The following is a 14689-nucleotide window of genomic DNA, read 5'->3' as shown; positions in this document are numbered from 1 at the left end:
CCCTATCCCCCCTCTTCTTTTCCTTCATAAATAAATACATGTTCTATTGTTGTCTGAAATGTTTTCGCTATTTCAAATGCTAGCGGAAGTGATGGATCGTATTTCCCTTTTTCAATTGAGATAATGGTTTGTCTGGAAACTCCAAGTTTCTCAGCCAACTTTTCTTGAGATAGTCCAAATTTTTTCCGGTATTCGACCATTTTATTTTCCAAGGAAATTTCTCCCTCCTTCCATATACCGAGTATATATGTAAAGGAAACTTTACGTCAAGTTCCCTTTACATATATTTTGATTATTATTCACGCTATTTATATAGAAGAAACTTTTTTAAATTTCAGCACGTCTATTTTGAAGCGAAACACAAAAAACTGTAAAGAAATGTTACTATATCTCCTCACTTCTTTTTTTAAAATTTAATATCTCCATATTTGTTTTATCCTTTTAAAATATTTCATTTATTTCTTTATTTCACGAAATGCGTTATTTGTTTTACGGTGTTTTTCGTCATATTTATAGAAACTAACTGTTTATGAAGCATTTTTTATGTTTAGCAACTTTTTTTGTAGAAATCCTTCACTTTCCTTTCAATATTTAACACTATCTAAATAAAGTTTACGATAAATTCATAATTTTTTATTTTTTATACTATATTCCGTTATATTGTTGTATAATATCTATGAAAGCGCTTATTATTTCAATATACATAATTCAAACTATTTTTATCGAAACATTCTAACTATTATACCTATATTTAAATGCAACAATTATAGCTATTAGTATAGGCATACCAAATATATCCACCCCATTTTTCTGTAAAATTACTTTATAACATGAAAGATTAACTTGGGTGATAAGTTATTGTGAATGTTTTTTTACAAAACAGATAAGTAATAGTGTTTGGTATTATGTAAATTATTGTAATAACATAAGAGTAAAGAAAACATTTACATTGATTACTGATTCATTACTTATTGAAAAAGAGCAAAATGCACCTTTGTATGGAAAAGGATTATATGCATTGGGAGGTTTAAACAAATGACGAGGAAGAATACAACGACAAACCCTTGGGCCAAGTTCCACGGTCCGAACCTTGGTTATGTTATTGAGCAGTATGATCTTTACGTAACTGGAGCAGGTTCTGTTGATCCGGAATTACAAGAGCTTTTTGAAATTTTTGGAGCTCCTTCGTTTCAAGATGATGTCGTAACAGGGGACAACACAGCAACACATTTTTCTCCTCAAAACACAGGTAACATTGAAAAAATTCTTAAAGTCGTTCAACTTGTTGAGCAGATTCGTTCTTTCGGGCACACGTTGGCTCACATCAACCCGATGGAAGATGCTGCAAATGGACAATCTCTTCTTGAGAAAGCAATGAACGAACTGAGCAATGCTGACTTGAAAGCGATTCCAGCGAAAACAGTATGGCCAGATGCACCAGAAGGTATTCACACTGCACTTGATGTAATTCATAGATTAAAAGACGTTTATACAAAATCTTTAGCTTATGAATTTTCTCATATACAAGATAGTGAAGAACGCGCGTGGTTGCATCAAATGGTGGAATCAAATTCATTGCGTCAACCACTATCAAATAAAAAACGAACTGCTCTTTTAAAACGTTTAACAGCTGTTGAAGGTTTCGAGCAATTCTTGCATAAAACATTCGTTGGGCAAAAACGTTTCTCTATCGAGGGCGTTGATATGCTTGTACCTGTTTTAGATGAAATTGTTCTAGAAGGTGCTAAAAACGGCGTAGAGGATGTCATGATTGGTATGGCTCACCGCGGTCGCCTAAGCGTACTTGCTCACGTATTAGAAAAACCATATAGTCACATGTTTGCTGAGTTCAAACATGCAAAAATAGAAGGCGCAGTAGCCAATTCTGGCTGGACTGGCGACGTGAAATACCACCTAGGTAGAGAACAAGTCGTTAGTAACGAAGAAGTTAGCACTCGCGTTACATTAGCAAATAACCCGAGTCATCTTGAGTTCGTGAATCCTGTAGTAGAAGGTTTCGCACGTGCTGCTCAAGAGAATCGTAAAAAATCTGGTCTTCCAGATCAAGATACTTCAAAATCATTCGTAATTTTAGTTCATGGTGATGCTGCATTCCCTGGTCAAGGTATTGTATCTGAGACACTCAACTTAAGCAGATTGAACGCGTATCAAACAGGCGGAACGATTCATGTTATCGCAAACAATGCAGTTGGTTTTACGACTGATAGCTATGATTCTCGTTCTACGAAATATTCAAGTGACCTTGCAAAAGGTTTCGATATTCCGATTGTTCACGTGAACGCTGATGATCCGGAAGCTTGTCTTGCAGCTGCTAACCTTGCGATTCAATATCGCATGTTGTTCAAAAAAGATTTCTTAATCGATTTAATTGGTTACCGCCGCTACGGTCATAACGAAATGGATGATCCAGCAGTTACGCAACCACAAGTGTACAAAAAAATTAAAAACCATCCAACTGTAAGAGCAATTTATGCAGATCAATTACAAGCTGCTGGTGTTCTAAATGCAGATGAGGTTGAAACAATTACACAGTTTACACAAGAGCAATTAAAATCCGACTATGCACAAGTACCACCAGCTGATACGAGTGATGCAACAATTCACGTTAAAGTACCAGATGTTGTTGCAAAAGGTATTCAGTCAATTGATACTGGTGTTGAGATTGACTCACTTCGTGCAATTAATGAAGGTCTACTATCTTGGCCAGAAGGCTTTAACGTATATCCGAAAGTGAAGAAAATTCTTGAGCGCCGTAAAGATGCTCTTGAAGAGAACGGTAAAATTGAATGGGCACTTGCTGAATCATTAGCATTCGCTTCTATTTTACAAGAAGGTACGCCAATTCGTTTAACTGGTCAAGATTCACAGCGTGGTACATTCGCACACCGTCATATCGTATTACACGATACTGATACAAATGAAACATATTCACCGTTACATCGCTTACCAAACATTAATGCTTCGTTCTCTGTTCATAACAGTCCGTTATCAGAGGCTGCTGTTGTTGGTTACGAATATGGTTATAACGTATTCGCTCCAGAAACTCTTGTTATGTGGGAAGCGCAATATGGTGACTTCTCAAATACTGCGCAAGCATTATTTGATCAATATGTTTCAGCTGGAAGAGCAAAATGGGGTCAAAAATCTGGTTTAGTTCTTCTATTACCACACGGTTATGAAGGTCAAGGACCAGAGCACTCTAGTGCACGTCCAGAGCGTTTCTTACAGTTAGCTGCTGAGAATAACTGGACAGTTGCAAACTTAACGAGCGCGGCTCAATACTTCCATATCCTGCGTCGTCAAGCATCTATCTTAGGAACAGAAGCTGTTCGACCATTAGTATTGATGACGCCGAAGAGTTTATTACGTCACCCACTTACGCTTTCAACTGCTAGTCAGTTAAGCGAAGGACGTTTCCAACCTGCTTTAGAACAAGAAAACCTTGGCATGAAACCAAATAAAGTAAAACGTCTTGTTTTAAGCACAGGTAAAATGGCAATTGACTTAGCAGCAGAAATCGAGTCTGGTAAACATGAGTACAACTTAGACGAAGTTCATGTCGTTCGTATTGAGCAATTGTACCCATTCCCTGCTGAGAAAGTTCAATCTATTATTAAACGCTTTAAAAACTTAGAAGAAATCATTTGGGTTCAAGAAGAACCTCGTAATATGGGCGCATGGCATTACATGGCTCCAATTCTGTTCGAACTTGCTGGAGATAAAGTGAAAACAGGTTACATTGGACGTCCTGATCGCTCTAGTCCATCTGGCGGCGATCCATTCGCTCACAAAGCTGAGCAAGAACTAATTGTTGCACATGCTTTAGATGTGAAGTATAACTTCCGTCAAGATAAACAAGAAATTGAAGTTTACAGCAACTAAAAAGTAACAATGAAGGTTTCTAGCTTGTTCCTTGGGCAGAATATCTGCCCAAGGCCAGGCTAACAAATGGAGATTACCGAAGACAAAAGAAGAAAAAACACACCGTTAGGCAAATAAGGGGAGGACATTTAAAATGATCGAAATTAAAGTACCTGAGCTTGCAGAATCTATTACTGAAGGAACTATTTCACAATGGCTTATCAACGTAGGCGACAAAGTTGAGAAAGGTGGCAGCGTTGTTGAGCTTGAAACTGATAAAGTCAATGTAGAAATCATTGCAGAAGATTCAGGTATTGTATCGAAGTTACTAGGCGAACCTGGGGATACAGTTGAAGTTGGAGCAACTATCGCAATTTTAGATGCTAATGGAGCACCAGTTGCAGTAAGTACACCTGCACCGGCTGCTGAGCAACCAAAACAAGAAACGGCTGAAGCACCGAAAGCTGCGGCACCAAATGGTGAGCAAACTGCAACACTACAAGGTTTACCAAATACAAACCGTCCTATCGCATCACCAGCTGCTAGAAAAATGGCTCGTGAATTAGGAATCGACTTAAACGACGTACGTAGTACAGATCCACTTGGACGCGTGAGACCACATGATGTACAAGCTCATGCTGCAGCACCAAAAGAAGCACCAGCTGCTCCAAAGAGTCCAGCTCCTACTCCAGTTGCAAAAACGGAATTCGAAAAACCAGTTGAGCGCGTGAAAATGTCCCGCCGCCGTCAAACAATTGCAAAACGTCTTGTAGAAGTTCAACAAACATCTGCAATGTTAACAACATTTAACGAAGTTGATATGAGTGCGATCATGGAATTACGTAAAGAACGCAAAGATGCTTTCGAGAAAAAACATGATGTACGTCTTGGCTTCATGTCATTCTTCACAAAAGCAGTTGTTGCAGCATTAAAACAATTCCCACTATTAAATGCTGAAATTCAAGGTGACGAGCTTATCATTAAAAAATTCTATGATATCGGTATTGCAGTAGCAGCTCCAGATGGATTAGTTGTTCCAGTTGTACGCGATGCTAACCAATTAAACTTCGCTGAAATCGAAAGCGAGATTCGTGAATTAGGTAAAAAAGCACGCGATAACAAACTTTCATTAAAAGAACTACAAGGTGGTACATTTACAATTACAAACGGTGGTGTATTCGGTTCTCTAATGTCAACACCGATCCTAAATAGCCCTCAAGTTGGTATTTTAGGAATGCATAAAATTCAAGTACGCCCAGTTGCAATTGATAACGAGCGTATGGAAAACCGCCCAATGATGTACATTGCTTTATCTTACGATCACCGTATTGTAGATGGTAAAGAAGCAGTTAGCTTCCTTGTTGCTGTTAAAGATATGCTTGAAGATCCAAAGTCATTATTATTAGAAGGTTGATAGATTAAAAATCTATTAAAGGCTGTAGAATGATTCATTCTACAGCCTTTTTTTATTGTGTTCATACGGGACAAATTTCATGACATAAGGTAATAATGTATGCCTAAACGTAAGGAGGATTAAAATGAATAACCTTCCAATTCATGCAAAACTTAAAGTAAATAAGGATACTTTCTTCCTCCCCGATTCAAACGGGGGTGTCTATTTTCGAAATAACGCCAGTTCATTTCGCATGGACGGTGATGGAATTTATGACTGGATTGAAAAATTAATGCCAATGTTTAACGGGAATTATTCTTTAGCAGAAATAACCGATGGCCTCCCTCTCCCCTATCAAAATCGAGTATTTGAAATTGGAGAGATTTTATATGAAAATGGTTTCGTTCGCGATGCAAATCAAGATGCACCTCATGAATTAAACAGTACATTACTCGACAGATATGCTTCACAAATTGAATTTTTAGAAGCTGATTCTCATTCAGGTGCTTTAAAATTTGAAACATACCGCGGAGCAAATGTCCTTGTACTTGGCTCCGGAGATATGCTTACTTCTTTAGTTTCTTCTTTATTAGAATCTGGTTTACCTACATTTCATTACCTCGTTACAGATCGAGATGAAACAAACTATGACAGAATACATGAGCTAATAGAACGTGCATATGAAGTTGATAATAGTGTACTCCTTCAAGAAATCGATACTACAATTGACCGTCCCTTGCATGAAGTATTCGAACCTTTTGATTGGATTTTATATGTTTCTCAAAATGGAGACATTGACGGTTTAAAAACAGTTCACACTATTTGTAGAGAAACGAAAAAGAATTTTATACCAGCTATTTGTTTATCAACACTCGGTATAGCTGGACCTGTCGTAACGGAAAATCGTGATGAATGCTGGGAATCCGCATGGCATCGGCTACATGAAACGACTTTGCAAAATGAAAATTCATCGGATTCCTTCTCACCAATTACATCTGCCATGTTAGCAAATGTAATCGTTTTTGAATTGTTTAAACATGTCGCGGATGATTCATATCGTGAAAAAGAATCACAATTCTTTTTATTAAACTATGAAACACTTGAAGGAACGTGGCATCCTTTTATAAAACACCCTCTTGCAACTGATGAAAGTTTTACAATTGATACGATAGAAAATCTTTCTGAAAAACTTGAGCATCGGTCGAACCAACATACTTCAACTGATGTATTCCGATTTTTTGACTCATTAACTTCTAAAGAATCCGGTATATTCCATGTATGGGATGAACAAGATTCATATCAATTACCGTTATCACAGTGCTATATTCAAGTAGCCAATCCACTATCAGATGGCCCAGCTCCCCTTCTGCCTCTTATGACTCGCAGTGGATTGACTCATAATGAAGCACGCCGAGAAGCTGGTTTAACAGGAATTGAAACATATGTAGCAGAAATCATTCACCGCCTTATTCCTGAACATAACGATATCGGTATCGGGGCTGGAGAAACGATGACAGAAGGATTTTACCGGGCACTACAACAACATTTAAACAATAAATTGTATGAGCGGCAATCACATATGCTAGAAGAACTTACAACGATTGATTTAACTGATATTCACGATAAACATTGTAGATTTTATTACGATGCCCTTGCTACAATTCATGAAACACCTAAAATCGCAATGAGCGAAGAGATTCTTAGTTTTCCAGTCGTTTGGGTTGGTATAAATGATAGATGGTACGGTGCATCTAATATTAATATGACGTTAGCGTTACGGAACGCACTACAACTATCACTGCTCCACATTCAAAGTGAAGAGACTCCTTACAGAGCTAATATCTTGCCTGAATCGTCTATTATTTTATATGACACGGATTCTTTTAGAGTGGAAATACAAGCGGAAGAAGACATTCCAAGCGTACAATCTTTACAACTCGCCTTACAACATTTAGAAGAACATAATTTTTACCCATTCGTATTTGATTTAGCAATTGAACCATTTTTGAAAGAAAGCTTAGACGGTGTATACGGAGTATTAATTGCAAAGGAGGACGGTCTATGACTCAAAATATATTGCTTATAGGGGATGGCCTTCTTGCAGACTATGTACATGATCAATTATGCAAACAATATTCCATCATTCGCCAGCATACCCTTACAGAAGAACTTCCTGAAAATATTCATCTCGCTCTCGTATTACATGATGGATCTCCTTCTACTATTCATCATGATGCTGAGCTAATTTTTCGGTCAAAACATATCCCGTGGCTACGTGGTTTTACTTCATTTGGCGAAGGTATTATCGGTCCTTACATTCATCCTCTTGCGCCCGGATGTTCCCATTGTTCTGATGGACGCCGTTTTATCGCTGGCTTTGATCAAAAAGAAATGTGGGAACTACAGCGGAAATATGCCTTTAAAGCAGATAATGTAACGAGGCGTGATGTACGTGCCACCCAAAATGGAATGTTGCAAATGTGCCATATTATTTGCGCAGAAACAGAAAAAATATTAACTCATAACCATTCCTCTTTAGAAAATGAACTTATTTTACTAAACTTACAAACATTACAATGTACGCGGCATTCTTTTCTTCCAGATCCTCTCTGTCCTGTATGTAGTAATTTACCTGATGATACTGCGGATGCGGCGGAAGTTTCTTTACAACCGAGTTTAAAAGTAAGCACCGAAACGTATCGCTGCCGTTCCATTCATGAATTAAACACATTTTTAACAAGAGACTATTTAGATTATCGGGTCGGTATGTTGAACGGCAAAATACAGCATTCTTTATTACCATTCGCTGACGTCATTATAAACATGCCATTAATGTTTGGAAATGAAGGTGTTGCAGGCCGAACTCATTCATTTGCAGTGAGTGAAGCAACTGCCATTTTAGAAGGTTTAGAACGATATTGCGGTATGTCGCCTCGTGGAAAAAAAACAAATGTGCATGGTAGTTTTCATGATTTAGAGGAACATGCACTAAATCCCCTCACACTCGGTGTACATACAAATGAACATTACAATCGTAATAATTTTCCATTTAAACCGTTTGATCCTGATTATGAGCAAAACTGGGTATGGGGATATTCTTTATCACAAAACAGACCGCTTTTAGTTCCTGAATCAATTGCTTATTACAGCCTCGGTCATCGAGATGCTTTCGTGTATGAAACATCAAATGGATGTGCAATTGGCGGTAGTTTAGAAGAAGCGATTTTTCACGGCATTTTAGAAATTGTAGAGCGTGATGCCTTCTTACTCACTTGGTATGCCGAATTACCTCTTCCCCGCCTTGATCTTAATTCAGCAAATGATACAGAATTACAATTAATGATCCAGCGGTTACGTACGATTACCGGATATGAATTATACGCTTTTAATGCGACGATGGAACACGGCATCCCGAGCTTATGGGTAATTGCAAAAAATACGCGTGAAAATGGAATGAACGTTGTTTGTGCGGGAGGCGCTCATTTAGATCCTATTCGAGCCTTAAAAAGCGCCATTCAAGAAATAGCAGGCATGTTACTTATAACAGACGATGAGCTCGAGCACAAAAGAGAATACTACGAAAAATGCTTACAAGATCCTTATTTCGTTAATAAAATGGAAGACCATAGTATGCTGTATGGATTGAAAGAAACGGAAGAACGTCTTCACTTCCTTTTACGAGAAGATGCACCGGTGCAAACGTTCCAAGAAATGAATGTATCACAATCATTTGATATGGATTTAACATCCGATCTCCACCAACTTTTAAATCGTTTGCATCAATCTAATCTGGAAATAATTGTTGTAGATCAAACCGTTCCCCTTATAGAAAAGAACGGACTATACTGTGTAAAAGTTATTATTCCAGGCATGTTACCGATGACGTTCGGACACCATCTTACTCGGGTTACAGGATTGGACCGGGTATATACCGTACCGATGACACTTGGATATACAGACGAACCTTTAACGAATGAAAAATTAAATCCACATCCACATCCGTTTCCATAGTAAAGGAGGGATTTCATGCAGCTAGATACTTTTTTACATCATCTCCATTTCTCTATCGATGAAATTATGCCGAATCATGAGGTGGACTGGAAAGACGCACCGCTTCCTTATAAATTATATCGAAATGTACCTACCATCCCGCTCTCCTTAGAAATCCCGTTATCTTTATCGAACTCTTCTACTACACCTACTCTAAATGAGATTGGTTATTACCTTTGGTATTCATTTGGTGTAACACAATTATGTCAGCTAAATAGCGAGAGAAATGTATTACGTAGATCCATTCCTTCAGGCGGTGCCTTATACCCGAATGAATTGTATATCTATTTAAAGGTTGACGATTATCCAGACGGCATTTACCATTATGACGCCGCACATCACCGACTTATTTTACTTCGCGAAGGAAATTTCGATTCTTATTTAACAGACGCACTCGGTAATCGCTGTAATATACATGATTGTTTCGGTGCTGCATTCGTATCCACTATGTTTTGGAAAAACTTCTTTAAATACAATAACTTTTCATATCGACTTCAAGGATTAGATAGCGGGGTTCTCATTGGACAATTACTAGAATGTGCAAAACAGTTCGGTTATACGAACGGCGTATACTTTCAATTTCTAGACCGTGCACTGAACCATTTACTCGGATTGTCAGAAGGTGAAGAAAGTTTGTATGCCGTTATTCCTTTAAGTACAGAGCCAGAAACTAATTGGTTTCACAATGATTACCGTGAAAATAAAACAGTTACTTCTCATGAGTTGTTGCAACAAATTCCGCCGCTCGCACATGAACATTTCATTCGCTCAAAACATGTAGATGAATATCCGATGATAACAAAAATAAATGAAGCTTCTATGATCGAATCGACAGCACACTTCCAAACACTACATCATGAAGAGCACTATCAACATAATACGTACGCTGTACAGCTACCAAAAGTAGAACGGTTATCGTATGATTTCTTGCAACTTTGCAGAAAACGATATTCTCCTGATGCGGACTTTATTTTAACGAAATGGGATGCAGCCGAGCTCGCTACTTTACTACAAGAAGCGAGTCTCTCCTTCCCCTATTACAACGATCTTGACGGTAAGTATACAAATGAAAATACACGCATCTCCTTATATGGATGTTTTTATAACGTGAAAAATATTAAAAACGGGGCTTACGCTTATAACAGTAAAACACATTCCATACAACCAATTCGATATGGAGACCTTCGCTACCCACTTCAGTCTAGTATGACGATGGATAACGTTAACCTTTTTCAAGTACCACTTTGCTTACATGTAGTCGGAAAGAAAGATTACTATACACGTGCATTAGGCTATAGAGGATACCGCATTCACCAAATGGAAGCAGGTATACTCGTTCATAAACTCATTTTCGCTGCAACTGCTATGGGGATGGGCGGGCATCCGTTACTAAGTTTTGATACAAATTCATGTGATCAATTGTACGGTATTGATGCTGGGAATGAAACATCTCTTATTCAAGTTCCAGTTGGGGCATATCGGGCGCGGAATTGGTTAAAAGGGGCTTTGCATAGTTAAAAGCACGCCGATGGACGGCGTGCTTTTTTACTAGATTAACTTAAAAATACTCTTAATTTGTCTAGCAAATAACCAATTTTTCGTACCGTAGTTATCATTTAAACTATCTAAATTAATAGATTGTCCGTTAGCAAACTTTAATTCTAACGTAGTATTTTTGTCATTTGTTTTTAAATTACTATTGGTAATGGCATCATACTTTAATTTTTCAATCTCAACATATTCGTCTTTTTCTTGTCCAATCACGACATGGTCTTGGAAGAAGAAAAAGACTTCTACTTTTTTACCGAAACAAAATACGTTTTTCGTATAAATTAATGTCGCGTTATCAAGTCCGACACATACTTCTTTCATTTCTTCCACAACGTGTCCAAAGTCTTCTTCATGTCTTGCATTTGATTCAGCAATCCATTCTTCGATTGTTTTCATGTTAATTGCCATACTGCGCCCCCTGGTTCGTTCATTGCTTCGTTTAAAAAATAAATACTATATGAAAATATAAGCGATACGTACGATGTTTTCAAGGGGGCACGGTATATTCAAAATAAAGTGAAACTTTATTTACTCCCTCATTGTAAAAAAAATAGCACTTTAAAAAGTGCTATTCCGCTCTCCTTGCCGCTTGCTGAATTGGGTCCCACACGCTGTTATATGGTGGTGCATAACTTAAGTCGACATCTTCTAAATCATGAATACTCATTTTATTGAAAAGCGCCATCGCAATCACATCAATACGTTTATCTACGCCTTCTTCTCCAATTACTTGTCCACCTAATAATTGTTTCGTGTCAGAACGGTATAGTAATTTTAAGTAAAGTGGTTTCGCATTTGGATAATAGCCTGCCATATTTGTGGAATCTACTTTGACTGTTTTATACGGGATATGTAGTCCTTTTGCTTCTTTTTCATTTAAGCCTGTTCTTGCAAGCGTCAAATTCATAAATTTAATAATGCCTGTACCTAACGTTCCTTTAAAAGCTCTTCGTTTATCCAGCATATTCAGCCCGGCAAGTCGCCCTTGTTTATTTGCAGTTGTTCCAATTGGAATATGGTCATAAATTTCTTTTATCACGTGATAATGTGTCGCACAATCACCAGCTGCATATACATCTTGCACATTCGTCTGCATATATGCATTTACCTCGATGGCCCCTTTATGATTTGTACGTATGTTCGTTCCTTCAAGAAAATCAGTATTCGGCTTCACTCCGACAGATACTAAAACAAGATCCGCTTTATACGTACCTTTATCCGTTTCAACTGCTTCTACTTGTTCATTCCCTTTGAACGCTTTTACATTTTCATTCGTTAAAATTTCAATATGATGTTTATCTGCTTCTTTATGTATATACTCCGCCATATCCGCATCATAAATCGTACCGATATGATCATTTCGCTCAATCATTCTTACTTTCTTACCAAGTTCGACGAATGTTTCTGCCATTTCCAGTCCGATTGCACCACCTCCAATAATCGTTACATCTTCAACTTTACTCGTTTCTAGCGTTTTTAATATGCGCTCAGCATCAGGAATTGTTTTTAAAAGATGAACACCTTGTAATTCCCGTCCCTCCCATTCTGGCATAACAGGACGCACTCCAGTCGCAATTAATAATCGATCATATGGAAATTCAAAGACATCTTTCGTCTTCGTATGCTCTGCATACACCATTTTCTTTTCCGTATCTACTTTCGTTACTTCATGACGCACTTTCGCATCAATTCCATATTTCTCACGAAACGTCTTCACGTTGCGCGCAATTAACTTTTCAGTTGAAGCGATAGCACCACTAATGACATACGGTAATCCACACTGAGCGTATGAATAAATTTCACCTTTTTCTAAAGTTACAACATTTGCATTTTCATCGTTTCTAACAATTTGCATAGCTGCACTCATACCAGCTGCATCTCCGCCAATAATGACATAGTTCACTTTACCACTCCTTCTTTTTTACATATTCTTTACGTTTTCCATATTTTATAGAAATAACACCTACTTCCATTGTAAAGAAAGAGAATTTCATCTTCAAATTTGGTGCACAAACTTATGTATGAATAGGTAACTGTCGTGTCTTATAAACAACATGTTTAATATGCTATAACAGTAACTATTGAAAGTAGGTGAAACATACATGTGCGCTGGTCTTCTCGCTCAGTTTCCAGAGGAACCGAAAGAACCGAAAGCCGCCCTCCCGCTTGAACAAGAATTTACCGTTAATGCAACATTATACAGTGCTCGCGCTTGGTTATCAGACAATGATACTTTCTCTCAAACTATTTGGAAAGCCACTCGCTTTGCTTCTGCATCACATGCTGGTAAGTCCATCTTCCCCGTCGGTACTATTAAAGTTGTAAATGTTTCTGATGATACAATAACGGTTACTATATCATCAGAATCAGATGATGCACTCAAAATAGTCGTTCCTCCTCATTCTGAAGCTGCCTTAACGTCTAGTTCTTTATCTGATGTGCAAGCCAGTACATCCGGGGGAGCAAGTAAAGTCACATTTCTCTTTCATATCTTTTTCTCTAGGGATCCTGGTACAGCTAAATAACGATAGAAAAGGTACAGCAATATACACTGTACCTTTTTCAAGCGCTCTATTCTCTTGATTTGATTAGTTCAACATTATAAGTTTCAATATCTGTTAACGTTCCTGTAAAATAAGGATTTTCTCTATACCAAGACTGTTTTGCAAAATACGCTTGCATATCTTTCGTTTGAAAAATATGGCCATGCCTTGCATATATTTCGTTTCTAGCAATTTTCAACTGCTCTTTCGATAAATATGTTAAATCTGCGCTCGTTAATTTTCGAATATCACTATCAGGAAAGATGAAACCATTATATACATACTCAGTCGTAGGTGGCGGGGTAACATTATAAACAACTGTTTTTTCTGTACTTTTCTTTTGGAATGGAAGATTATAAGACGAAAGTGCCGTTACCGTCTCTACTTTTGTCGTTTCCCGTCCACTTTCTCCATTTCGTTCTAAATAAATCGTCGCACTTCCATCAGTCGCTACAGGCCCCCATGTAATTTCTTCTCCTGCCAGCGCTGTAACTGGTTTTTGATTTACGTACAATGTTGCACCAGGCGCGTTCGTTTGAACTGTAATATATTGACCTTGCAACGTTAAATCTACCGTTACGTTATTTTGGCTTTGTTTCATAAGTACAACCTTTTCCTCACGCAATAGTTTTACGTAGTCATTTTTATATTCTGATTGAAACACTTGATTTCCCGGAAGAAATGGCCCATATTGCTTCTCAAACTTTTTGTCATCTGTCTTATCAATTTCTTTTCCGTTCATTTTTAACGATACGTCTTTTTCATTTGTAAGCAAAGTTGTATAGTACGTCTTCGCTTTCAATTTATAGCGATCAAATATAACGAAATACTTTCCGTCTTTCGTTAATGAAAAATCAGCTCTTTCTATTCCGTCCCGTTGTTTTTCACCTTGTCTCAAGTATTCTCTTAATTCATTTACGTAAGATGGATTTTCTTTTATATATGAAAATAGAGGCGTTACGCTCTCTCTCGTTATCATAATCGATGGATCATCTGCCGTAACGATCTCAGCTAATTTCTCTCCGTCTCTCTCTTGTAAAATCGTAATCATCCGGTCTACTTGTGCCACCTGCGTATAATACGACGATCCGTACAAATACAATCCAATAATCGCTATAACAAATAGCGCTAACAGTGTAATGCCAACTTTTACACCACCGCTCATGTTCTTCTTTACTACAGAACGTCCCCTCTTCGTCCCGCAGTTTTGACAAAATTGCACACCATCTTCAAACTGAACTCCGCACTTTGTACATACCTTCATCCAGTC

The 14689-nt window shown here is 37.8% G+C and carries 10 protein-coding genes; 6 read left to right on the top strand and 4 right to left on the bottom strand.

Annotation, left to right across the window (positions count from 1 at the left end; translation table 11 throughout):
• Positions 1-2: 2 nt before the first annotated feature.
• The gene (locus tag ACTFRH_RS02795) at positions 3-212 is read right to left on the bottom strand and encodes a helix-turn-helix transcriptional regulator (RefSeq protein ID WP_000428508.1); all 210 of its coding nucleotides are present in this window, start codon (positions 210-212) and stop codon (positions 3-5) included.
• Between the two features lie 823 nt (positions 213-1035).
• On the opposite strand from ACTFRH_RS02795, the gene odhA reads away from it, so the two are divergent.
• From odhA to ACTFRH_RS02770, 5 genes are all read left to right on the top strand, one after another.
• Positions 1036-3903: a 2-oxoglutarate dehydrogenase E1 component gene (gene odhA / locus ACTFRH_RS02790; RefSeq protein ID WP_000197156.1), complete on the top strand. Its 2868-nt coding sequence runs from the start codon at positions 1036-1038 to the stop codon at positions 3901-3903.
• A 133-nt stretch (positions 3904-4036) separates the two neighbouring features.
• A complete protein-coding gene (gene odhB / locus ACTFRH_RS02785; RefSeq protein ID WP_000569895.1) occupies positions 4037-5296 on the top strand; it encodes a 2-oxoglutarate dehydrogenase complex dihydrolipoyllysine-residue succinyltransferase in 1260 nt (419 codons plus the stop codon).
• A 124-nt stretch (positions 5297-5420) separates the two neighbouring features.
• Entirely contained in the window at positions 5421-7340 is a 1920-nt protein-coding gene (locus ACTFRH_RS02780) for a putative thiazole-containing bacteriocin maturation protein (RefSeq protein ID WP_001061558.1), read from the top strand.
• A complete protein-coding gene (locus ACTFRH_RS02775) occupies positions 7337-9286 on the top strand; it encodes a TOMM precursor leader peptide-binding protein (protein ID WP_000192987.1) in 1950 nt (649 codons plus the stop codon). The genes ACTFRH_RS02780 and ACTFRH_RS02775 overlap by 4 nt, the downstream gene beginning before the upstream one ends.
• A gap of 15 nt (positions 9287-9301) precedes the next feature.
• Complete coding sequence (locus ACTFRH_RS02770; protein WP_001175551.1) at positions 9302-10843, top strand: SagB family peptide dehydrogenase; 1542 nt, start codon at positions 9302-9304, stop codon at positions 10841-10843.
• Positions 10844-10873: 30 nt separating this feature from the next.
• Here ACTFRH_RS02770 and ACTFRH_RS02765 read toward each other — a convergent pair whose 3' ends face one another.
• Positions 10874-11284 carry a DUF3908 family protein gene (locus ACTFRH_RS02765; protein WP_000996782.1) on the bottom strand — a complete coding sequence of 137 codons (411 nt, stop codon included), beginning with the start codon at positions 11282-11284 and terminating at the stop codon, positions 10874-10876.
• Positions 11285-11444: 160 nt separating this feature from the next.
• Positions 11445-12779 (bottom strand): FAD-dependent oxidoreductase, encoded by a 1335-nt coding sequence (locus ACTFRH_RS02760; protein WP_001110236.1) that lies wholly within the window; start codon positions 12777-12779, stop codon positions 11445-11447.
• A gap of 199 nt (positions 12780-12978) precedes the next feature.
• On the opposite strand from ACTFRH_RS02760, the gene ACTFRH_RS02755 reads away from it, so the two are divergent.
• Positions 12979-13401, top strand: coding sequence for a hypothetical protein (locus ACTFRH_RS02755; protein ID WP_000332396.1), 423 nt, complete (start codon positions 12979-12981; stop codon positions 13399-13401).
• 46 nt (positions 13402-13447) lie between these two features.
• Here the strand turns inward: ACTFRH_RS02755 and ACTFRH_RS02750 are convergent, their stop codons facing one another.
• Positions 13448-14683, bottom strand: coding sequence for a TcaA 3rd/4th domain-containing protein (locus ACTFRH_RS02750; protein ID WP_000861668.1), 1236 nt, complete (start codon positions 14681-14683; stop codon positions 13448-13450).
• Positions 14684-14689: the final 6 nt, after the last annotated feature.

The sequence above is a fragment of the Bacillus cereus group sp. MYBK216-1 genome (assembly GCF_051916495.1).
In the GTDB taxonomy this organism is placed as follows: domain Bacteria; phylum Bacillota; class Bacilli; order Bacillales; family Bacillaceae_G; genus Bacillus_A; species Bacillus_A thuringiensis_K.
This window is presented reverse-complemented; position numbering and strand designations above follow the sequence as displayed.

Bases quoted from the DNA above. Each gene is read 5' to 3' on its own strand.
- ACTFRH_RS02755 (WP_000332396.1), top strand. From the start codon at position 12,979: ATGTGCGCTGGTCTTCTCGCTCAGTTTCCAGAGGAACCGAAAGAACCG.
- ACTFRH_RS02750 (WP_000861668.1), bottom strand. From the start codon at position 14,683: ATGAAGGTATGTACAAAGTGCGGAGTTCAGTTTGAAGATGGTGTGCAA.
- ACTFRH_RS02775 (WP_000192987.1), top strand. From the start codon at position 7,337: ATGACTCAAAATATATTGCTTATAGGGGATGGCCTTCTTGCAGACTAT.
- ACTFRH_RS02765 (WP_000996782.1), bottom strand. From the start codon at position 11,284: ATGGCAATTAACATGAAAACAATCGAAGAATGGATTGCTGAATCAAAT.
- odhA (WP_000197156.1), top strand. From the start codon at position 1,036: ATGACGAGGAAGAATACAACGACAAACCCTTGGGCCAAGTTCCACGGT.
- ACTFRH_RS02780 (WP_001061558.1), top strand. From the start codon at position 5,421: ATGAATAACCTTCCAATTCATGCAAAACTTAAAGTAAATAAGGATACT.
- odhB (WP_000569895.1), top strand. From the start codon at position 4,037: ATGATCGAAATTAAAGTACCTGAGCTTGCAGAATCTATTACTGAAGGA.
- ACTFRH_RS02770 (WP_001175551.1), top strand. From the start codon at position 9,302: ATGCAGCTAGATACTTTTTTACATCATCTCCATTTCTCTATCGATGAA.